This is a genomic window from Rhodococcus sp. HNM0563, from assembly GCF_012726195.1.
Classification (GTDB): Bacteria; Actinomycetota; Actinomycetes; order Mycobacteriales; family Mycobacteriaceae; genus Rhodococcus.
Map to the genome: position 1 here is coordinate 90,597 of NZ_JAASAF010000012.1, position 21,671 is coordinate 112,267.

At 66.6% G+C, this 21,671-nt stretch carries 21 protein-coding genes; 11 read left to right on the plus strand and 10 right to left on the minus strand.

Features of this window, described 5'->3' with window-relative positions; translation table 11 throughout:
* Window positions 1–46: 46 nt before the first annotated feature.
* From HCA61_RS23215 to HCA61_RS23245, 7 genes are all read right to left on the minus strand, one after another.
* Complete coding sequence (locus tag HCA61_RS23215; protein WP_169690547.1) at window positions 47–454, minus strand: metal-sulfur cluster assembly factor; 408 nt, start codon at window positions 452–454, stop codon at window positions 47–49.
* Complete coding sequence (gene sufU / locus HCA61_RS23220) at window positions 451–930, minus strand: Fe-S cluster assembly sulfur transfer protein SufU (protein ID WP_169690548.1); 480 nt, start codon at window positions 928–930, stop codon at window positions 451–453. Before sufU ends, HCA61_RS23215 begins: the two co-directional genes overlap by 4 nt.
* Window positions 930–2,186 carry a cysteine desulfurase gene (locus tag HCA61_RS23225; protein WP_169690549.1) on the minus strand — a complete coding sequence of 419 codons (1,257 nt, stop codon included), beginning with the start codon at window positions 2,184–2,186 and terminating at the stop codon, window positions 930–932. Before HCA61_RS23225 ends, sufU begins: the two co-directional genes overlap by 1 nt.
* A 4-nt stretch (window positions 2,187–2,190) precedes the next feature.
* Complete coding sequence (gene sufC, locus HCA61_RS23230; RefSeq protein WP_169690550.1) at window positions 2,191–2,991, minus strand: Fe-S cluster assembly ATPase SufC; 801 nt, start codon at window positions 2,989–2,991, stop codon at window positions 2,191–2,193.
* Window positions 2,992–3,042: 51 nt separating this feature from the next.
* Complete coding sequence (sufD, locus tag HCA61_RS23235) at window positions 3,043–4,281, minus strand: Fe-S cluster assembly protein SufD (RefSeq protein ID WP_169690551.1); 1,239 nt, start codon at window positions 4,279–4,281, stop codon at window positions 3,043–3,045.
* Window positions 4,282–5,730 (minus strand): Fe-S cluster assembly protein SufB, encoded by a 1,449-nt coding sequence (sufB, locus tag HCA61_RS23240; protein ID WP_169690552.1) that lies wholly within the window; start codon window positions 5,728–5,730, stop codon window positions 4,282–4,284.
* Window positions 5,731–5,830: 100 nt separating this feature from the next.
* Entirely contained in the window at window positions 5,831–6,610 is a 780-nt protein-coding gene (locus HCA61_RS23245; protein ID WP_169690553.1) for a helix-turn-helix domain-containing protein, read from the minus strand.
* A gap of 92 nt (window positions 6,611–6,702) precedes the next feature.
* Here HCA61_RS23245 and mptB point away from each other — a divergent pair, with 92 nt between their 5' ends.
* Genes mptB through HCA61_RS23265 form a run of 4 tightly spaced genes read left to right on the plus strand, consistent with a single transcriptional unit; the run spans window position 6,703 to window position 11,200 of the window.
* The gene (gene mptB, locus HCA61_RS23250; protein WP_169690554.1) at window positions 6,703–8,442 is read left to right on the plus strand and encodes a polyprenol phosphomannose-dependent alpha 1,6 mannosyltransferase MptB; all 1,740 of its coding nucleotides are present in this window, start codon (window positions 6,703–6,705) and stop codon (window positions 8,440–8,442) included.
* On the plus strand, window positions 8,439–9,380 hold the full coding sequence (locus HCA61_RS23255; RefSeq protein WP_169690555.1) for an ABC transporter ATP-binding protein: 942 nt from the start codon (window positions 8,439–8,441) through the stop codon (window positions 9,378–9,380). The genes mptB and HCA61_RS23255 overlap by 4 nt, the downstream gene beginning before the upstream one ends.
* Window positions 9,377–10,177, plus strand: coding sequence for an ABC transporter permease (locus tag HCA61_RS23260; RefSeq protein ID WP_169690556.1), 801 nt, complete (start codon window positions 9,377–9,379; stop codon window positions 10,175–10,177). The genes HCA61_RS23255 and HCA61_RS23260 overlap by 4 nt, the downstream gene beginning before the upstream one ends.
* Window positions 10,178–10,234: 57 nt before the next feature.
* On the plus strand, window positions 10,235–11,200 hold the full coding sequence (locus HCA61_RS23265; RefSeq protein ID WP_169690627.1) for a COX15/CtaA family protein: 966 nt from the start codon (window positions 10,235–10,237) through the stop codon (window positions 11,198–11,200).
* 73 nt (window positions 11,201–11,273) lie between these two features.
* Here HCA61_RS23265 and HCA61_RS23270 read toward each other — a convergent pair whose 3' ends face one another.
* Window positions 11,274–11,615, minus strand: coding sequence for a hypothetical protein (locus HCA61_RS23270; protein WP_169690557.1), 342 nt, complete (start codon window positions 11,613–11,615; stop codon window positions 11,274–11,276).
* A gap of 22 nt (window positions 11,616–11,637) precedes the next feature.
* Here HCA61_RS23270 and HCA61_RS23275 point away from each other — a divergent pair, with 22 nt between their 5' ends.
* Window positions 11,638–12,603 (plus strand): quinone oxidoreductase, encoded by a 966-nt coding sequence (locus HCA61_RS23275; protein ID WP_169690558.1) that lies wholly within the window; start codon window positions 11,638–11,640, stop codon window positions 12,601–12,603.
* Window positions 12,604–12,669: 66 nt separating this feature from the next.
* Here the strand turns inward: HCA61_RS23275 and HCA61_RS23280 are convergent, their stop codons facing one another.
* Entirely contained in the window at window positions 12,670–13,647 is a 978-nt protein-coding gene (locus tag HCA61_RS23280; RefSeq protein WP_169690559.1) for a heme o synthase, read from the minus strand.
* 211 nt (window positions 13,648–13,858) lie between these two features.
* Here HCA61_RS23280 and tkt point away from each other — a divergent pair, with 211 nt between their 5' ends.
* From tkt to pgl, 5 genes are read left to right on the plus strand one after another with little or no spacing between them, the layout of a single operon-like run.
* Entirely contained in the window at window positions 13,859–15,961 is a 2,103-nt protein-coding gene (gene tkt / locus HCA61_RS23285) for a transketolase (RefSeq protein ID WP_169690560.1), read from the plus strand.
* 5 nt (window positions 15,962–15,966) lie between these two features.
* Window positions 15,967–17,112: a transaldolase gene (gene tal, locus HCA61_RS23290; RefSeq protein WP_169690561.1), complete on the plus strand. Its 1,146-nt coding sequence runs from the start codon at window positions 15,967–15,969 to the stop codon at window positions 17,110–17,112.
* 2 nt (window positions 17,113–17,114) lie between these two features.
* Entirely contained in the window at window positions 17,115–18,656 is a 1,542-nt protein-coding gene (gene zwf / locus HCA61_RS23295; RefSeq protein WP_169690562.1) for a glucose-6-phosphate dehydrogenase, read from the plus strand.
* Window positions 18,641–19,561: a glucose-6-phosphate dehydrogenase assembly protein OpcA gene (gene opcA, locus HCA61_RS23300; RefSeq protein ID WP_169690563.1), complete on the plus strand. Its 921-nt coding sequence runs from the start codon at window positions 18,641–18,643 to the stop codon at window positions 19,559–19,561. The genes zwf and opcA overlap by 16 nt, the downstream gene beginning before the upstream one ends.
* Window positions 19,554–20,309 carry a 6-phosphogluconolactonase gene (pgl, locus tag HCA61_RS23305; RefSeq protein WP_169690564.1) on the plus strand — a complete coding sequence of 252 codons (756 nt, stop codon included), beginning with the start codon at window positions 19,554–19,556 and terminating at the stop codon, window positions 20,307–20,309. Before opcA ends, pgl begins: the two co-directional genes overlap by 8 nt.
* Before the next feature lie 13 nt (window positions 20,310–20,322).
* Here the strand turns inward: pgl and HCA61_RS23310 are convergent, their stop codons facing one another.
* Entirely contained in the window at window positions 20,323–21,273 is a 951-nt protein-coding gene (locus HCA61_RS23310) for a helix-turn-helix domain-containing protein (protein WP_169690565.1), read from the minus strand.
* A 101-nt stretch (window positions 21,274–21,374) separates the two neighbouring features.
* Here HCA61_RS23310 and HCA61_RS23315 point away from each other — a divergent pair, with 101 nt between their 5' ends.
* Window positions 21,375–21,566 carry a hypothetical protein gene (locus tag HCA61_RS23315; RefSeq protein ID WP_169690566.1) on the plus strand — a complete coding sequence of 64 codons (192 nt, stop codon included), beginning with the start codon at window positions 21,375–21,377 and terminating at the stop codon, window positions 21,564–21,566.
* Window positions 21,567–21,671: the final 105 nt, after the last annotated feature.

Below are 21,671 nucleotides of genomic sequence, written 5' to 3' on the forward strand. Positions count from 1 at the left end.
ACCGAGGCCGACGGCGCATCCGCCGATTCGGAGGTGTCGGTAGTCGTCACACCGTGAAACCGAGCGCGCGCAGCTGCTCACGCCCATCATCGGTGATCTTGTCGGGTCCCCACGGCGGCATCCAGACCCAGTTGATGCGCAATTCGTTGCACAGTCCACTACGCACCAGGGCACCGCGAGCCTGATCTTCGATCACATCGGTGAGCGGGCAGGCGGCGGATGTCAGTGTCATGTCGACAGTGACGGCCTCGTCGGATTCGGAAATTCCGTAGACGAGCCCGAGGTCGACGACGTTGATGCCGAGTTCGGGGTCGACCACGTCGCGCATCGCTTCTTCCAGCTCATCGAGGCGCACGGGGTCCAGCGGCGGTGCGGTGTCGGCCACCAGTGCCGCAGCGTCGTCGGTGATCTGTTCGGTGTCTCCGACAGTGGTGTCGGGGGCGGGTTCGGTCATCGGTTCGGTCCTCCGCTCGATACGGTTTCGTCGTCGCTCGTACTGGCGGCGATCTGCACGACAGCATCCTTGAACGCCATCCACCCCAGCAGCGCGCACTTGACCCGCGCGGGGTATTTCGACACTCCGGCGAAGGCGATACCGTCGCCCAGCACGTCCTCGTCGCCGTCGATGGTGCCGCGGCTGCCGACCATCTCGGCGAAGCTCGCGACGGTGGCCATCGCATCCTCCACCGGCATGCCGATCACCTGGTCGGTGAGCACCGACGTCGAGGCCTGACTGATCGAACAGCCCTGCCCGTCGTAGGACACGTCGGCGACGACACCCTCCTCGACGTGCACGCGCAGGGTCACCTCGTCACCGCAGGTGGGATTGACGTGGTGCACTTCGGCGCCGTACGGCTCGCGCAACCCCCGGTGATGGGGGTGCTTGTAGTGGTCCAGGATCACTTCCTGGTACATCTGTTCCATTCGCATCAGCCACGCACCCCGAAGAAGTCCTGTGCACGGCGGATCGCGGCGCCGAGCGCCGCGACCTCGTCGAGCGTGTTGTACACCGCGAACGATGCGCGCGCGGTTGCTGCGACGCCGAATCGACGGTGCAGCGGCCACGCACAGTGGTGTCCCACACGAATTTCCACGCCCTCGTCGTCGAGGATCTGGCCCAGATCGTGCGCGTGGATACCGTCGACGACGAACGACACTGCGCCGCCGCGTTGTTCCGATGTGCTCGGGCCGATGATACGTACCCCGTCGATATCACCGAGTTCGGTGAGGGCAGCAGTGGTCAGTTCGTGTTCGTGCGCTGCGACCGCGTCCATACCGATGTCCTGTAGATACCGCACGGCGGCACCGAGACCGACGGCCTGCGACGACATCGGCGAGCCGGCTTCGAATCGTTGCGGCGGAGCAGCAAACGACGTCGCGTCCATGGTCACGGTTTCGATCATCGATCCGCCCGTGATGAACGGCGGCACCTCCGCGAGGAGAGCACGGCGTCCGTAGAGGACGCCGACGCCGGACGGTCCCAACATCTTGTGACCGGAGAATGCGGCGAAATCGACTCCGAGTGCCCGGAAATCGACCGCCATGTGCGGAACGGACTGGCATGCATCGAGCACCACCAGCGCGCCGACGGCTTTCGCGCGACGGACGATTTCTTCGACCGGGGCGATCGCCCCGGTGACATTGGACTGATGGGTGAACGCCACGACCTTGACCGCGTCGGTGAGCTCGAGCGAATCGAGGTCGATGCGGCCGTCATCGGTGATGCCGTACCAGCGGAGGGTTGCGCCCGTGCGCTGGGCCAACTCTTGCCACGGCACCAGGTTGGCGTGGTGCTCGAGTTCGGTGATGACGATCTCGTCGCCGGGGCCGAGCCGGTGCGCGAAGCGGGCATCGGCGAATGCGTAGGCGACGAGGTTGAGCGACTCGGTGGCGTTCTTGGTGAACACCACCTCGTCGGGATCGACCCCGACGAACGAAGCGATGACGGCGCGTGCACCTTCGTATGCGTCGGTCGCTTCCTCGGACAACGCGTGCGCACCGCGATGGACCGCGGCATTACACGTGGAGAGGAAGTCGCGTTCGGCATCGAGCACCTGCACGGGACGCTGCGAGGTCGCCCCCGAATCAAGGTAGACGAGCGGCTTGTCGTCGCGCACCGTGCGCGCGAGGATCGGGAAGTCCTCCCGTATCCGGGTGACGTCGAATGTCCGCACCGGCACCGTCATACGGTCACGCTCCCTGAGTGTCTGCCGTCGCAGCAGCGGCGGTGAAGCGCTCGTAGCCGTTCGCTTCGAGCTCATCGGCGAGCTCGGGGCCGCCGGACTCGACGATGCGGCCACCGACGAACACGTGCACGTGTTCGGGCTTGATGTAACGCAGGATGCGTGTGTAGTGGGTGATCAGCAGAACGCCGCCGTGCTCACGCTCGCGGTACTGGTTGACCCCCTCGGACACGACGCGCAGCGCATCGACGTCGAGGCCCGAATCGGTCTCGTCGAGAATCGCGATCTGCGGCTTGAGCAGCCCGAGCTGGAGGATCTCGTGGCGCTTCTTCTCGCCGCCGGAGAATCCTTCGTTGACGCTGCGCTCACCGAAGGCCGGGTCGATGTCCAGCTCGTTCATCGCCTCTTTGACTTCCTTGACCCAGTGGCGGAGCTTAGGAGCTTCACCGCGGGTGGCGGTGGCGGCAGTGCGCAGGAAGTTCGACATCGAGACGCCCGGCACCTCGACGGGGTACTGCATCGCGAGGAACAGCCCGGCACGTGCCCGCTCGTCCACACTCATCTCGAGGACATCCTCACCGTTGAGGGTGATCGAACCCGAGGTGACCTCGTACTTGGGGTGTCCGGCGATTGCGTACGACAGTGTGGACTTGCCGGAGCCGTTCGGGCCCATGATCGCGTGGGTCTCACCGGAGCGAACCGTGAGGTTCACACCTTTGAGGATGTCGATCGGCTCGGCATTCGCGTCGGTCTGCGCGACGCGGGCGTGCAGGTCTTTGATCTCGAGGACGTTCTGGGGGCTGGACATCGGTTTACTGATTCCTTCGAAAGTCAATGGGAGTAACAGCAGAGGGGCGTGTCAGACGCCGACCGCAGCGAGTTCGGCCTCGACCGCGGCTTCGAGTCGCTCACGAACCTCGGGGACGGTGATCTTCTCGAGGAGTTCGTGGAAGAAGCCGCGCACGACGAGCCGCCGGGCCTGATCCTCCGGAATGCCGCGGGCACGCAGGTAGAAAAGCTGCTCGTCGTCGAAACGGCCGGTGGCGGAGGCGTGGCCGGCCCCGACGATCTCACCGGTCTCGATCTCGAGGTTCGGTACCGAGTCCGCGCGCGCACCGTCGGTGAGCACGAGGTTGCGGTTGAGCTCGAAGGTATCGGTGCCCTCGGCCTCTGCGCGGATCAACACGTCGCCGATCCACACGGTGTGGGCGTCGGGTTTACCCGAATCGGGGTCGCCCTGGAGCGCACCCTTGTAGACCACATTCGACTTGCAGTGCGGCTGCGAGTGATCGACGAGAAGACGCTGTTCGAGGTGCTGTCCCGCGTCGGCGAAATACAGACCGAGAAGCTCGGCGTCGCCGCCGGGGCCGTCGTACTTGGCGGTGGCGGACAGACGCACCAGGTCGCCGCCGAGCCCGACGGTGAAGTGCCGTAGCACGGCGTCGCGCCCGAGTCGGGCGTGGTGTGCCGCGACGTGCACGGCGTCGTCCGCCCAGTCCTGGATCGCAACGACCCGCAGCTGTGCGCTGTCCCCGAGGACGAACTCGACGTTCTCCGCGTAGGTGCCGCTGCCCTTCTGGTCGAGCACAACGGTGACCTGCGCGAACGCGTCGAGCCGGATCTGGAGGTGCCCGAAGGCCACGTGTCCTTCGCCGGGGCCGGTCACCGTGATCGTGACGGGTTCGGCCACCTCGACCTCGCGACCGATAGTGACGACGGTCGCCGTCTCGAACGACGAGTACGCTTGCGCGGCGACCCGGTCGAACGGCACCCCACCCTGGCCGAGTCGACTGTCATCGCGACCCACCGTTTCGACCTGCACATTTTCGACGTCGCTGATCTCGATGGTCGCGGTGCTGTCGGCGACAGCGGTGCTGTCGTGCAGCCCGCGCAGTCGGCGCAGCGGGGTGAACCGCCACGCCTCGTCACGGCCGCCGGGGATCTCGAACGCGTTCACGTCGAACGACGTGAACACCTCTCCCTTATTGGTGGCAGGCACCGCCTGCGTGCCGACCGCCGATGCGTGGTTCTCGCCACGGACGGCGTCCTGGACGCCTTGTCCCCCGCCGGTCGTAATGTTCTTCGCTTCCGCAGTCATTTAGCCGACTGCCCCTTCCATCTGCAGTTCGATGAGCCGGTTGAGCTCGAGTGCATATTCCATCGGCAGTTCCTTGGCGATGGGCTCGACGAAGCCACGCACGATCATCGCCATCGCCTCGTCCTCGTTCAGTCCGCGGCTCATCAGGTAGAACAGCTGATCGTCGCTGACCTTGGAGACGGTGGCTTCATGCCCCATCGTCACGTCGTCCTCGCGAATGTCGACGTAAGGGTAGGTGTCGGAACGGCTGATCTGGTCGACGAGCAGCGCGTCGCACTTGACGGTCGACTTCGAGCCGTAGGCGCCCTTGTTGACCTGGACGAGGCCGCGGTACGACGCACGGCCACCGGCACGCGCGACAGACTTCGACACGATCGTCGAGGAGGTGTGCGGCGCCAGGTGGAGCATCTTCGCGCCGGTGTCCTGGTGCTGGCCCTCGCCGGCGAACGCGACCGAGAGCACCTCGCCGCGGGCGTGCTCGCCCATCATCCACACGGCGGGGTACTTCATCGTCACCTTGGAACCGATGTTGCCGTCGATCCACTCCATCGAGCCACCCGCCTCGACCTTGGTGCGCTTGGTCACCAGGTTGTAGACGTTGTTCGACCAGTTCTGGATCGTCGTGTAGCGGCAGTGGCCACCCTTCTTGACGATGATCTCGACGACCGCGGAGTGCAGCGAGTCGGACTTGTAGATCGGTGCCGTGCACCCCTCGACGTAGTGCACGGACGCATTCTCGTCGACGATGATCAGCGTGCGCTCGAACTGGCCCATGTTCTCGGTGTTGATCCGGAAGTAGGCCTGCAGCGGGATGTCGACGTGGACACCCGGCGGGACATAGATGAACGAGCCACCCGACCACACCGCGGTGTTGAGTGCGGAGAACTTGTTGTCGCCGGCCGGGATCACCGTGCCGAAGTACTCGCGGAACAGCTCGGGGTGCTCGCGCAGACCCGAGTCGGTGTCGAGGAAGATCACGCCCTGCGACTCGAGGTCCTCACGGATCTGGTGGTAGACCACCTCGGACTCGTACTGAGCGGCGACACCCGAGACGAGACGCTGCTTCTCCGCTTCCGGGATACCCAGCTTGTCGTAGGTGTTCTTGATGTCGTCGGGCAGGTCGTCCCAGCTCGCGGCCTGCTTCTCCGTGGAACGCACGAAGTACTTGATGTTGTCGAAGTCGATCCCGTCGAGTTTCGAACCCCACACCGGCATCGGCTTCTTGTCGAAGGTCCGCAGCGCCTTGAGACGGATGTCGAGCATCCACTCGGGCTCGCTCTTCTTCGAGGAGATGTCGCGCACGACGTCCTCGGACAGGCCGCGCTGCGCCACCGCGCCGGCAGCGTCGGAGTCCGACCAGCCGTATTCGTAGTGGCCGAGAGACTCGATGGTCTCTTCCTGCGTCAGCGGTGTACCGGCGCCGGATGTCTGGTCCGATGTGACGGTCATGCGGGCTCCTTCCGGAGTGGGGTGGTTGTCGGCGCGGGCTGTACCGACGGACGAACTTCGGGATGTCTGGTGTTTCTGATCTCTTGCGGTTTGCTGCGGGTCACGGACTCGGCGACTCCTTGGTGGGGAGCACCGGCACGTGGGTGGTGCAGAATGCGTCGCCGTTGGCGATTGTCGCGAGACGCTGCACGTGACTGCCGAGCAACTCCACGAATGCGTCCTGTTCCGCCTCGCAGAGTTCGGGGAACTCCTCGGCGACATGGGAGACCGGGCAATGGTGCTGGCAGATCTGCACGCCGGCCCCGACGCGGCGTGTCGATGCCGCGAATCCCGCAGCACTGAAGGCCGCGGCGATCTCGTCGGCCACCGTGTCGATCTCGTCGTCCGATTCGACCGGTTCGATACCGCCCACGATGGATTGGACCCGGCGGCGCGCGAAGTCTTCGATCGCGGCAGAGCCGCCGAGCTCACGCAGGTGGCGCATCGCCGCGCCGGCGAGATCGTCGTACGAATGCCCGAGACGGGCACGACCGAGGGAAGTGAGCTGGAATCGCCTGGCGGGGCGCCCTCTACCCCGCGCCTTCGCGCGCGGCGGCACCACCGACTGGGCTTCACCGGACTCGATGAGTGCATCGAGGTGGCGGCGCACACCTGCTGTGCTCAGACCGAGTCGCTCTCCGATGTCGGTTGCGGTGACCGGTCCGTTCTCGACCAGTAGTTTCACGACCGCAGCACGGGTCTGTCCTTCGTGGTGCTCGCGTCCGGCCGATGGACGCACAGAACCCGCGGCAGGTGCTCGACCTGCGCGTTCTGTCTGTTCCACGAACTCTGACGGGCTTTTCACAACACCAGTGTGACGGAATTCAAGGCCCGGGTCCACCAAGGGTGCCCTTCCTCACCGCGGGAATAGTGGGAACAGAGGGCGCGGCGGACGCTTCGGGGCACCTCCCCGGCGCCCGTTACGCTTCCTTGGTGCCGCCGACTTCACCCGAAACCGATTCCCCCTCGGATCCGCGCTCCGACGGAACCGGTATCGGCACCCGCGCGCTCACGCTCATCCGACGCGTCTTCGGCGTCGACGGCCGGGGCGCAGGCCACGACGTGGCCACGGTCCTGCACGGCGACGAAACCGACGGCCGCGGACTCGACACCACCGAGACCGTCCAACTGCACCGCATCCGGCTGTTCGGTGCGACCGGCGCCGTCCTGATGGCCATCGGCGCGCTCGGTGCCGGTGCCCAGCCCGTCCTGCAGAATCCCGTGCAGGGCGTCCGCGCACTCGGGCTCGCCGCGCGGATGCCCAGTGCCGCGCTGACCCTGACCATGACGGGGACCGTCCTCGTCGTCCTCGCGTGGCTCCTGCTCGGGCGTTTCGCGATCGGACGCCGCGACCCCGACGGGCAACCGCGTCGCCTGACCCGGTCGCAACTCGACCGCACGCTGCTGCTGTGGATCCTCCCGCTGGTCGTGGCACCCCCCATGTTCAGCAAGGACGTGTACTCCTACCTCGCGCAGAGTGAGATCGCCGCACGCGGCATGGACCCGTACGGCATCGGGCCTGCCGGGGCGCTCGGTGTCGATCACGTCCTGACCCGAACGGTGCCGAACATCTGGCGTGACACTTCCGCACCGTACGGACCCGCCTTCATCTGGCTCGGTGAGAAGATCGCTTTCCTCACCGGTGAGAACATCGTCGCGGGCATCTTCGTGCACCGGCTGTTCGCACTGCTCGGCGTCGCCCTGATCGTGTGGGCGCTGCCGCGTCTGGCGCGACGGTGCGGGGTGGCCCCGGTGAGCGCTCTGTGGCTCGGCGCCGCGAATCCGCTGTTGCTGTTCCATCTGGTGGCGGGCATCCACAACGAAGCATTGATGCTCGGGCTCATGCTCGCGGGTGTCGAACTGGCACTGCGCGGGGTCTACAGCGACACCGCCCGCACCTCACGGTGGCAGGCCGCTGCATGGCTCGTGACCGGCACGTCCGTGATCTCGTTGTCGTCGATGATCAAGGTGCCCACGCTGCTCGCGCTCGGCTTCGTCGGCATGGCCCTGGCGCGGAAGTGGGGCGGGTCGGTGCGAGCGGTACTCGCGGCAGCCGCGGTGCTCGGTGTCGTCGCGCTCACGGTGATCGCGTTGATCAGTTGGGGCAGCGGCCTCGGGTTGGGCTGGACACACACGTTGGGAACTGCCACCGAGGTCCGCAGCTGGATGTCGATCCCCACGCTGCTCGGTGTCGGCACCGGCCTGGCCGGAGTCCTGCTCGGTCTGGGCGACCACACGACGGCGGTGTTGTCCATCACACGACCGCTCGCCGCACTCGTCGCGGCGTTCGTCACTGTGCGGATGCTGCTGGCAGTGCTGACGGGGCGACTGCATCCTGTCGGCGCTCTGGGTGTCTCGCTCGGTGCGATCGTGCTGCTGTTCCCGGTGGTTCAACCCTGGTACCTGCTGTGGGCGGTAATTCCGTTGGCTGCGTGGGCGACCCGACCCGTCTTCCGCATCCCGACGATCGTGTTCTCCTCGGTGGTCAGCGTGATCCTGATGCCCAACGGTGGCGAGTACCAACCGTTCATCATCGTGCAGGCTGCCATCGCCACGATCGTGGTCGCAGGTCTCCTGATCGTCGCGACCCGAACCCTGCTGCCGTGGCGCGGTGAAGATCACGCACCGGCGCGCCCCACCGAGACCGCCGACGCCTACGCTGGAAACCCGTGACCTCGAAATCTGCCGCAGGTGCGGCTCCCGCTGTGCGCCTGGACGGCGTCGTCAAGAAATTCGGGGGTGTGACCGCGGTCGACGGACTCGACCTGACCGTCGAACCCGCTCAGGTCCTCGCTCTACTCGGCCCCAACGGCGCCGGTAAGACCACCACGGTGGAAATGTGCGAGGGATTTGTCACCCCCGAAGAGGGCACTGTCCGTGTTCTCGGACTCGACCCGATCACCCAGTCCGACCTCCTACGGCCACGGATCGGGGTCATGCTGCAGGGCGGCGGCGCCTATCCGGGTTCCAAGGCCGGGGAGATGCTCGATCTGGTGGCCGCCTACTCCGCCGATCCACTCGACCCGGATTGGCTCCTGCAGCGCCTCGGCCTCGAGGATTCCCGCCGCACCCCGTACCGACGGCTCTCCGGTGGGCAGCAGCAGCGCCTCGCGTTGGCCTGCGCGCTCGTCGGCCGCCCGGAACTGGTGTTCCTCGACGAACCCACGGCCGGATTGGACGCTCAGGCCAGGCTGCTGGTGTGGGAACTGATCGACGCGCTACGCCACGATGGCGTCAGCGTGTTGCTCACCACTCACTTGATGAACGAAGCGGAAGAACTCGCCGACGAGATCGTCATCATCGATCACGGCAAGGTCGTCGCTTCGGGAACTCCCGAAGAGGTCACCCGGATCGGGGCGGAAGGCCAACTGTGGCTGTCGGCGCCACCCGATCTCGACGTCACCCCGTTGCGGACCGCACTGGCGGAGCACCGGGTGCGCGAAGCACTGCCCGGACGTTATCTCGTCGAAGGCGATATCGATCCGTCCGTGGTCGCCGCGGCAGCCACGTGGTGCGCCGAGCAAGGCGCGCTGGCCACGGAGATCCGCGTCGACCAGCGCAGCCTCGAGGACGTGTTCCTCGAACTCACAGGACGGGAACTGAGAGGTTGAGTGTGACATCCCGCGACCGCCCGGCCAACAATCGCTTCGCCCCCGGCACCTTCACACCGGGTCCACGACCGAATGCGCCCGCCAAGATGCTCGTGGCACAGTCCCGGATGGAACTGACCCTGCTGCTGCGCAACGGCGAGCAACTCCTGCTGACGATGTTCATCCCGATCACGTTGCTGATCGGACTCACCCTCCTGCCGATCGGAGATCTCGGCGACGCCCGAGTCGACCGGGTCCTGCCCGCGGTGATGATGGTGGCGGTGATGTCCACCGCGTTCACCGGCCAGGCAATCGCCGTCGGATTCGACCGCAGGTACGGTGCACTGAAAAGGATCGGTGCGACCGCGCTCCCGAAATGGGGCATCATCGCAGGTAAGAGCACTGCGGTCGGCATCGTAGTGGTGATGCAATCAATTCTTCTCGGCGCCATCGGACTCGCGCTGGGCTGGCGCCCGAGTCCGACAGGGTTGGTTATCGGAGCGGTGGTCATCGCGCTGGGAACGGTGATGTTCGCGACGCTCGGACTGCTCCTCGGCGGCACGCTGCGCGCGGAGATCGTGCTGGCGCTCGCGAACATCGTGTGGTTCGTGCTGCTCGGCATCGGCAGCGTCGTACTACTCGACGACGTGATCCCCGAAGCCCTCGTGCACGTCGTGCGTCTGGTTCCGTCGGGTGCATTGACCCTCTCGCTCGACTCCGCGATCGCAGGGGCCGTGGACTGGCTGTCGATCGTCGTGATGGCCGTGTGGGCCCTGATCGGCGGCGTGGCCGCGAGCCGATGGTTCCGCTTCACCTGACCTTGCCCGAACCACCCAACTACAAGCCGTAGTGGACGGAGTCGTACCATCGTGTCCGTGTTGTATCGCGGCTATCTGAGCCTTGTCGACCGTCTCCCTCTACCGTCCCTGCGGACCCAGCGGGCAATCGCCTTCCTGTCGATCGTGGTGCAGGGCGGTATCGCGGTGACCGGTTCGGTGGTGCGCGTGACCGCATCGGGTCTCGGATGCCCCACATGGCCGCAATGTTTCCCCGGGTCCCTGGTTCCGGTCGGCGTATCCAGCAGCGTGAACACGCTCCACCAGATCGTCGAGTTCGGAAACCGCCTGCTCACCTTCGTCGTGGTGCTCGTCGCGGCCGCGATTGTGCTTGCGGTGACACGCGCGCGCCGTCGCCGCGAGGTCATCGCCTGGGCATGGCTGATGCCCGCAGGCACCGTGCTGCAGGCCATCATCGGTGGCATCACCGTCCTGACGGGCCTGCTGTGGTGGACCGTCGCGATCCACCTGCTGGTGTCGATGGGGATGGTCTGGCTCGCCACCGTGCTCTTCGCGAAGGTCGGCGAACCCGACGACGGTGTGGTGGTGCAGGTTCTCCCGCAGCCACTGCGGTGGTTGACCGCGCTGTCCGGTATTGCGCTCGCCGGGGTCCTGATCGCCGGGACGATGGTCACCGGCGCTGGCCCGCACGCCGGAGACAAGAGCATCGACCGGCCCGTGCCGCGACTGGATATCGACATCACCACACTCGTGCACCTGCACGCCGAACTGCTCGTCGCGTATCTGGCGTTGCTCGTCGGCCTCACCTTCGCCGTGTATGCGGTGGAGACCACGAACGCTGTCAAACTTCGCCTCAAGGTCGTGCTGGCCCTGGTCGTCGCGCAATCCTGCATCGGCCTCGTGCAGTTCTGGACAGATGTCCCGGCGGTGCTCGTGGTGTTCCACGTCGCAGGTGCCGGACTGTGCACCGCCGCTACCGCCGCGGTCTGGGCCGCAGGTCGGATCCGCACCCAGTCGCCGCACCGCGAGCCGGTCACGGTCTGAACCTCCCTGCAGATACCGTTTCGGCCGCCCGAGCTGAGCTCGGGCGGCCGAAATGGCGTTCTGAGGGTTCCGTTCAGCGTTCGTTACGTGCCTTCGGAAAACGCGTCTGATTCGCGACCCATCCTGCCATCTTCTTCCAGTGCCCCCGGGCCGGATCTGCGATGCTCGTGACCTCACGCTCCCATCCGGAGACGGTGACGTTGGGCAGTGCCGCGACGACCGCGTGGGCGGTCGGCAGGTCGGCGACCATACGATCACCGAGCACACCGTCCTCGGCGACGACGGTGATCCGCACGCCCGCGTACCCGACGGGCTGAATGACCGCCTTGGCGGTTTCGCCGTGCTCAGCGACGAAGCTGCGGAGAGACGAGACGATATCGGCCGGTGCCTGCGTGGTCTGGGTTTCGACGCTCATGTCTGCAGAATACTGTGGCCGTATGCGCGCAATCCAAGTGGCACAGCACGGCGGTCCGGAAGTACTCGTCCCGGCCGAACTCCCCGACCCCGAACCCGGCCCCGGCGATCTACTCGTCCGGACCGAGGCGATCGGCGTCAATTTCATCGACACCTATTTTCGGACCGGGATGTACGGCACGGATCTACCGCACATCCCGGGTTCGGAAGGTACCGGCACGGTGGTGGCCGTCGGCGCCGATGTCGACGACGTCAGCGTCGGACAGCGTGTGGCGTGGTGCGCGGCACCGGGTTCGTACGCCGAACTGGTCCGCGTCCCGGCTGCCGTGGCTGTGCCCGTCCCGGACACGGTTCCCGCCGAGCAGGCCGCCTCGGTGCTGCTGCAGGGAATGACCGCGCACTACCTGATCGAATCGACCTATCCGGCGCAGCCCGGCGACACCGTCCTCGTGCATGCGGGAGCCGGCGGCGTCGGACTGCTCCTGACACAGCTCGCGGTCGCCAAGGGCGTCCGCGTGATCACCACGGTCTCGACCGACGAGAAAGAGACACTGTCGCGGCAGGCGGGTGCCGCCGAAGTCCTGCGGTACGGCGAGGACCTCGCCGAGCAGGTCCGGGCACGCACCGGAGGCGACGGAGTCGCCGCCGTATACGACGGGGTCGGTGCCGCGACCTTCGAGGCGTCGCTGGCGTCGCTGCGCATCCGTGGCACGCTGGCACTGTTCGGAGCCGCCAGCGGCGCAGTGCCCCCGTTCGATCTCCAGCGACTCAACCCGGCCGGATCATTGTTCGTCACCCGTCCGACGCTGGCACACCATACGCTGACCCGCGAGGAACTGCTGTGGCGTTCCGGCGACGTGTTTGCGGCGATCGCAGCGGGGACGCTCGCCATCCGGGTCGGCGCGACGTATCCCCTCGCCGACGCCGCCCGGGCCCACACCGACCTCGAGTCACGGCGCACCACCGGTTCGATCGTGCTGATCCCCTGACACGACGACACACGCGATCACCCTGGTTTCCCGAAGTGGAAACCAGGGTGATCGCGGAAATACGGGTCAGAAGTACGACGCGATGGTGGGCAGGTCCAGGACCGAGTCCACCGCGAGACCGAGGCACACGACAGCCAGGTAGTTGTTGGACTGCAGGAACAGTTTGAGCGGCTTGACCGATGCGCCACCCCGAACGCTGTTGTACAGCTGGTGCGCGACATACAGGAACCACGCCCCCGCCAGCACCGTCACCACTGCGTAGATGAGGCCGGCCGCGGGCACGATGACCAGTGTCGCGAGGACCGTCGCCCACGTGTAGAACAGGATCTGCTTGGTCACGTGCTGCTCGGTGGCGATCACCGGAAGCATCGGCACCCCGGCGGCCTTGTAATCCTCTTTGTAGCGCATCGCGAGCGCCCAGGTGTGCGGTGGAGTCCAGAAGAAGATCACCAGGAACAGTACGATCGGTTCCCAGCTCAGGGACCCGGTGACCGCGGCCCAGCCGACCATGACCGGCATGCATCCAGCGGCCCCGCCCCACACGACGTTCTGCCACGTGCGGCGCTTGAGCACCATCGTGTAAACGAGCACGTAGAACGCGATGGTCGCCACGACCAACAGGCCGGCGAGAAGGTTCGCGCGCCACCACAACCACAGGAACGACGCGAGCCCCAGCACGACACCGAACACGAAGGCATTGCGGGTCGGAACGGCCTGGCGCGCAAGAGGCCGCAGCGCCGTGCGCTTCATCACCTTGTCGATGTCGGCATCCACCACGCAGTTGAGCGCGTTCGCGCTCGCGGCACCCATCCACCCGCCGAAGAGGGTGCTCAGGATCAGGACGATGTCGACGCTGCCACGGTCTGCGAACAGCATCGCGGGGATCGTCGCGACAAGCAGCAACTCGATCACACGCGGCTTGGTCAACGCGATATAGGCGAGCACCGTTCCCGAGAAACGACCCCACGCGGTATCCGGTCGTGGCGTGGCGGGAACCTCCGGGGCGCCCAAGCCGTGACCTCCTGGTCGCCGCCCTGCTCGCACACTGTCTCCTTGCACCACGCGAATACGCACCTTCGCTCGCCCGCTCACGGTCGCCCGGTCGTTCGGACGCGCCACTACTACGGACGATGGTAGACCGCAGCCATCTGCGCACCGAATCGACCCGCTCACCACCGGGCATTAGTCTGGAGGAGCGCGTGGGGCTTTGACACCCGCCGGCACCCCGTACACCCATGTCAGGAGACTTCTGCTCGTGTCGATCACAGACGAGATCCGCACCCTCACCCAGGCGGCCCACCCCGCCGACTGGACCGACCTGGACACCAAGGCCGTCGACACCGCGCGGATTCTCGCCGCAGACGCCGTCCAGAAGGTCGGAAATGGGCACCCGGGCACCGCAATGAGCCTCGCTCCGCTGGCCTACACGCTCTACCAGCGGGTTCTGCGACACGACCCGACCGATCCGAAGTGGGTCGGTCGTGATCGCTTCGTGCTCTCGTGCGGACATTCGAGCCTGACGCTGTACGTGCAGCTGTACCTGTCCGGTTACGGACTCGAACTCGCCGACCTCGAGTCACTGCGCACGTGGGGTTCACTCACGCCCGGACACCCCGAGCACGGCCACACCGCGGGTGTCGAGATGACCACCGGGCCGCTGGGTCAGGGCCTGGCCTCCGCCGTAGGCATGGCGATGGCCGCCCGCCGCGAGCGTGGTCTGTTCGACCCCGAGGCCGCGCCGGGCACGAGCCCGTTCGACCACTACATCTACGTCGTCGCCTCCGACGGCGACATCGAAGAGGGCGTCACCTCCGAGGCATCCTCGCTCGCCGGCGTGCAGGAACTCGGCAACCTGATCGTCTTCTACGACGACAACAAGATCTCCATCGAGCACGACACCGCGATCGCCCTCGGCGAGGACGTCTCCAAGCGCTACGAGGCATACGGCTGGCACGTACAGACCGTCGAGGGCGGCGAGAACGTCTCCGCGCTGCTCGAGGCCGTCGAGAACGCCAAGGCCGTCACCGACCGGCCGTCGTTCATCTCGGTGCGCACCATCATCGGTTACCCCGCCCCGACGAAGATGAACAGCGGCGACGCGCACGGGGCCGCGCTCGGCGCCGACGAGGTCGCCGCGGTCAAGACCGCCCTCGGATTCGACCCCGAGAAGAACTTCGATGTCGCCGCCGAGGTGATCGAACACACCCGCCGTGTAGTCGATCGCGGCACCAAGGCCCGCGAGGCCTGGCAGGCCGACTTCGATGCGTGGGCCGAGCGTGAACCGCAGCGCAAGGAACTGTTCGACCGCCTGCACGAGGGCAGCTTCCCGCACGGGTGGGTCGACGCACTCCCCACCTACGAGCCGACCGAGAAGGGACCGGCCACGCGAGCCGCCTCCGGTAAGGCACTCGCAGCCCTCGGGCCGATCCTGCCCGAGCTGTGGGGTGGGTCCGCCGATCTCGCGGGCAGCAACAACACCACGATCGCCGGGTCCGAGTCCTTCGGTCCCACATCCATCTCGACGAAGGACTGGACTGCGCAGCCGTACGGCCGCACCCTGCACTTCGGCATCCGTGAGCACGCGATGGGGGCGATCCTCAACGGCATCGCGCTGCACGGTCCCACCCGTCCGTACGGCGGTACGTTCCTCGTGTTCTCCGACTACATGCGCCCCGCGGTGCGTCTCGCTGCGCTGATGCAGACCCCGGCGATCTACGTGTGGACACACGACTCGATCGGTCTCGGTGAGGACGGCCCGACTCACCAGCCGATCGAGCACCTCACCGCGCTGCGCGCCATCCCGAATCTGGCGGTGATCCGGCCCGCGGATGCGAACGAGACCTCGTTTGCGTGGAAGTCGGCGCTGGAGAACCGCACCGGCCCCACTGCACTCGCCCTGACCCGTCAGAACGTTCCCGTGCTCGAGGGGACACGCGAGAAGGCGGCAGAGGGCGTCGCCCGCGGTGCCTACGTGCTCGCCGAGGCGTCGAACGGCACCCCCGAGGTCGTGCTGCTCGCGACCGGCTCCGAGGTCGAACTCGCGGTCGCAGCCCGCGACACGCTCGAAGCCGACGGCGTCCCGACGCGCGTCGTGTCGGTGCCGGTACTCGAGTGGTTCCTCGAGCAGGATCAGGCGTACCGCGATGAAGTACTCCCCCCGTCGGTCAAGGCCCGTGTTTCGGTGGAAGCCGGCCTGGCGATGTCCTGGTACCGACTGCTGGGGGATGCGGGGGAAGCTGTCTCACTCGAGCACTACGGCGCCTCGGCCGACTACAAGACTCTGTACCGCGAGTTCGGCATCACCGCCGAGGCCGTCGTCGACGCTGCCCGCCGCTCGCTCACCCGTGTGAAGGGATGACCCCGATGACCCAGCAGGTTTCCACTCAGAACGAGAAGTTGGCGCAGTTGTCCGCCGAAGGCGTGTCGGTATGGCTCGACGACCTGTCGCGTGAGCGCATCGAATCCGGCAACCTCGCCGAACTCGTCGCCACCCGCAGTGTCGTGGGCGTCACCACGAATCCGTCGATCTTCCAGGCGGCGTTGTCGAAGGGCCACGCGTACGACTCGCAGATTCGCGACCTCGCCGCGGCCGGCGCCGATGTCGACGCCACGATCCTCGCCGCCACCACCGACGACGTGCGGGCGGCATGCGACGTGCTCGCCCCGGTCTTCGACGCCTCCGGAGGGCTCGACGGACGCGTGTCCATCGAGGTCGATCCCCGCCTGGCGCACAAGACCGAGGAGACAGTCGAGCAGGCACTCGAGCTGTGGAAGATCGTCGACCGCCCCAACCTGTTCATCAAGATCCCGGCAACGGTCGCGGGACTGCCCGCCATCGCCCGGGTGATCGGTGAAGGCATCAGCGTGAACGTGACACTGATCTTCTCGGTCGACCGGTACGAACGAGTGATCGACGCGTATCTCGACGGTCTCACCGCCGCCAAGGCCGCCGGCCACGACCTGTCGCAGATCCGGTCGGTGGCATCGTTCTTCGTCTCCCGCGTCGATACCGAGATCGATCCGCGGCTCGACGAGATCGGCACCGACGCCGCACTCGCGCTGCGAGGCAAGGCGGGGGTCGCCAACGCCCGCCTCGCCTACGCTGCGTACCGGGCGGCGTTCGAAACCGGCGCGCGGTTCCCGTCACTCGAAGCCGCTGGTGCCCACCCGCAGCGGGCCCTGTGGGCCTCGACGGGCGTGAAGAACCCCGACTACCCCGACACCCTGTATGTCACCGATCTGGTGGCGCCGAACACGGTCAACACCATGCCGGAGAAGACCCTCGAGGCCGTGGCCGACCACGGGGAGATCACCGGCGACACCGTCACCGGCAACATCGCGGCCGCCCAGCAGGTCTTCGATGCGCTCACCAAGATCGGTGTCGACCTGCCGGATGTCTTCCGGAAACTCGAGGACGAAGGCGTCGAGAAGTTCGAGGTCTCGTGGAACGAGTTGCTGGCGGCCACCTCCGAGCAGTTGGCTGCCCACGCTCCGGGCACGGAGGGCTGAGCGTGCGCGAATCCGGCGCGGCGGCGTGGGTCAACCCGCTGCGGGATGGCAGAGACCGTCGTCTTCCTCGTATCGCGGGGCCCTGCGCCCTCGTGATCTTCGGGGTCACCGGCGACCTCGCCCGACGGAAACTGATGCCCGCGGTCTACGACCTGGCCAATCGGGGTCTGTTGCCGCCCGGATTCGCATTGGTCGGTTTCGCCCGGCGGGACTGGGCCGACGAGGACTTCGGTGAGATCGTGCACGCCGCGGTCCGTGACCATTCGCGGACCCCGTTCCGCGAAGAGGTGTGGCAACGGCTCTCCGAAGGAATCCGCTTCGTGCAGGGCTCCTTCGACGACGACAGCGCCTTCGCGGAATTGACTGCCACACTCGAGAAACTCGACCGTGAACGCGGTACCGGCGGGAACCATGCGTTCTATCTGTCGGTCCCGCCGGCCGCGTTCCCCGTGGTGTGCGGGCAGTTGTCCCGTTCCGGGCTCGCCGAACCCGAGAACGGCGCGTGGAGCCGCGTGGTGATCGAGAAGCCGTTCGGACACGACCAGGAAAGCGCCCGCGAGCTCAATTCCGTCGTCGGTGAGGTGTTCTCCGAGGATTCGGTATTCCGAATCGACCATTATCTGGGCAAGGAAACGGTCCAGAACATCTTGGCGCTCCGTTTCGCGAACCAGCTGTTCGATCCGATCTGGAACGCGCACTATGTCGACCACGTGCAGATCACCATGGCCGAGGACATCGGCCTCGGTGGTCGCGCGGGGTATTACGACGGTATCGGCGCGGCCCGCGACGTCATCCAGAACCATCTGCTTCAGCTGCTCGCTTTCACCGCCATGGAGGAACCGGTCAGCTTCGCGCCGTCCGAGCTGCGCGCCGAGCGAATAAAGGTGCTGTCGGCGACCCGTCTCGCCGAGCCGCTCGACGAGACCACCGCCCGCGGCCAGTACACCGCGGGCTGGCAGGGCGGCGAACCCGTGGTGGGGCTGCTCGAAGAGGACGGGTTCGCGTCCGACTCGACGACGGAGACCTACGCCGCGATCACTCTCGAAGTCGATACTCGCCGGTGGGCGGGAGTGCCGTTCTACCTCCGCACGGGTAAACGGCTCGGTCGCCGTGTCACCGAGATTGCGGTGGTGTTCAAGCGCGCACCGCATCTGCCGTTCGACACCACGATGACCGAGGAACTCGGCCAGAACGCCCTCGTCATCCGGGTGCAGCCCGATGAAGGCGTCACGATGCGTTTCGGCTCGAAGGTCCCCGGCTCCGAGATGGAGGTCCGGGATGTGAACATGGACTTCAGCTACGGCCAGGCGTTCACGGTGTCGTCCCCCGAGGCGTACGAGCGGTTGCTGCTCGACGTACTGCTCGGTGAGCCGTCATTGTTCCCGGTGAACCAGGAGGTCGAATTGTCCTGGCAGATCCTCGATCCGGTGCTCGAGCACTGGGCGAAGTCGGGTCGCCCCGAAGGCTACGAGTCGGGTACGTGGGGCCCCGCTGCCGCCGACGAGATGCTGCGCCGCTCCGGCCGCGAATGGAGGCGACCGTGAGAGTTCAGTTGCGCGACACGTCCGCGGTGGATGTCAGCAAGAAGATCGTGGAACTGCGGCGCACGGGCGGTGTCGTCACGCAGGGTCGCGTCCTGACGTTGATCGTGTGTGCGGGCGACGCGCGACGCCTCGAAGCGTCGATCTCGGCGGCGACCGACGCATCCCGAGAACATCCGTGCCGCGTCATCGTGATCGGCCGGGGACGCATGGACGGCCCCCCGCGACTCGATGCGGAGATCCGGGTCGCCGGGGAGGCCGGGGCATCCGAGGTGCTGATCCTCGCGTTGCACGGCGAACTCGGCGATCATCAGGAATCGGTGGTCGTCCCGTTCCTGCTTCCGGACACACCGGTGGTCGCCTGGTGGCCGAATCAGGCCCCCGCCGTTCCGGCCCTGGATCCGGTCGGGAAACTCGCGGTGCGGCGCATCACCGATGCCACCAATGCGATCGATCCGCGGGCCGACATCGTGGGGCGCCTCACGGGCTACCGACCCGGCGACACCGACCTCGCATGGGCCCGGATCACGTATTGGCGTGCGCTGCTCGTTTCCGCGTTGGATCAACCGCCCTACGAGAAGGTGCTCTCGGCGAGAGTGTCGGGCCTGCACGGGGAGGTCGCGATCGACCTGCTGGCCGGGTGGCTCGCGAGCCGGCTCGATTGTCCGGTGCAGCGCGCGGTGGGTGAACTGCGTGTCGAACTACACACCGAAACCCAGACGATCGTGCTCGATCGCCCGCAGGACGGGCGTGTGGCGACATTGCAGCGCACCGACAAGCCCGACGCACTGATCACCCTGGCCCGCCGCGACTCTGCCGAATGTCTCGCAGAGGAACTGCGACGTCTCGATCCCGACGAAATCTACGAGGCCGCGCTGGCCGAACTGTCGAAGGTGGAATATGTCTGAGTTCGGACCCGTGGAGGTCGCGAAGTTCGCCGATGCCGATGCGGTCGCAAAGGCTGCTGCATCGCAGTTCGTCGAGGCGATCGTCGCTGCACAACGCGAGCGCGTGCAGGCATCTGTTGTCCTGACCGGCGGCGGTACCGGCATCGCGGTTCTCGAGCACGTGCGCCGCGATCAAGGCGGTATCGATTGGTCGGCGGTGAACGTGTTCTTCGGCGACGAGCGATTCCTGCCGCCCGGCCACCCCGACCGCAACGAGGTGCAGGCCCGCGCCGCGTTGCTCGATCTGGTTCCGATCGACGCGTCCCGCGTCCACACGATGCCGGCGCTCGGCGAGAACGGCTGCACCACACCCCAGGAGTCTGCTGCTCGCTACGCGGAGGTACTCGCCCAGCACTCCCCCGACAACACCGTCCCCACCTTCGATGTGCATTTGCTCGGCATGGGCGGGGAGGGACACATCAATTCGTTGTTCCCCCACACCGATGCGGTGCGTGAGGAGACACGGTTCGTCGTCGGTCTCGACGATTCCCCGAAACCTCCGCCGGCGCGGGTGACATTGACGTTGCCCGCGATTCAGCGGGCCCGACAGGTGTGGTTGCTCGTCACCGGTGAGGCCAAGGCCGACGCGGTTGCCGCAGCCGTCGGTGGCGCCGATCCGCACGAGATTCCGGCGGCGGGCGCACGGGGCCGCGACCGGACGGTGTGGTTCGTCGATCCCGCGGCGGGAGCGGATCTTCCGACGTCCTGATCGGCGTGCAACTCTATGCGCCGCGGAAGCTCGTACGGTAGTCCCGAGGGCTGGTCCCGCAAACCCGCCTGAAGTGGTATCGGAAGGTTTCCGCGGCGTCGAATCCGGTGGCCCGTCCGATCGCCTCGATCGGACGGTCGGTGCGTTCCAGCAGCGACATTGCCGCTCGAATACGTTGGCGGACAATCCAATCCAGGGGCGAAAACCCCGTGTACGCCCGAAATCGCCGGTGCAATGTGCGCGGCGACAGGTTCGCTTCGTGCGCGAGGTCCCGAATCGTCCATCGGCGGCCGACGTCGTCGCCGACCGCTGCGAGCATGCGCGTGAAGGTCGGGTCGTCGCGCACCGAAATCCGGTCGACGTCGACGAACTGCGACTGATCTGCGTGACGATGCGGTGTCACCACGAGTCGTCTGGCGATGTCGTTGGCCCGCTCGGGCCCGTGATCGTCCCGGATGAGCGCGATGCTGAGATCGAGGCCTGCCGATGCGCCCGCGCTGGTGAGGAAATTACCGTCGCGCACGACGATGGCCGCGATGTCCAGCTCGACGGCCGGGAATTCGGACCTCATGAGGTGTTCGTGCCGCCAGTGGGTGGTGGCCCGGCGACCGTCGAGCAGTCCCGCCTCGGCGAGGGCGAACGCACCGGTGCAGACCGACACCATCCGGGCGCCACGCGCAGCAGCGGTGCGAAGCAGGTCGCCCCACTCGGCACAACGGTCGCGGTCGACATCACTGACACCGGTCACGATGACGGTGTCGGCGTCGGCGATCGCCTCGATCGGGAACTGAGGGACGAGCGCCGCACCGCTGAGCGTGGTCACGCCGGTCTTCGGCCCGCAGGTATGCAGTTCGTAATCGAGTTCGGGTAGCTCGGACCACCGGAATCCCAGAGCCTCGATCACCGCCCCGTATTCGAGCAAGGTCATACCGTCGTACACCGGAAGCGCCACCACGTGCGACATGACCAGATCTTACCGATACATGGCATCACTGCCACTGTTTCCGCGACAGCGACGGTGGTGTGCTCGAACTGCCCGAGTAGTGAATCCGAGGAGGTTCGTCCGTGAGGACCCACACGTTGATCTCGACGCTGCATCACTTCTTCGCCGGACTGGATGCTGCGACCCTGATCCACCACGGTATTCCCATTCCATCGACACACCTGGCCCGCACAGCACCGGACGCCGATCCGCAGCTCACTCCTCCTGGTCGTTCCGATCCTGGTCGTCCTGACTCGCCCGCTGCTGCGGCGTAGCGCCTCCCACATGAACGCAACGCATCTGCGTCAGGGAACGCGGGCCGCGGGCCACACGCAGGGCCCTCAGTGGTGACCTGGTCGGTACGCATCGCGTCGTGCGTG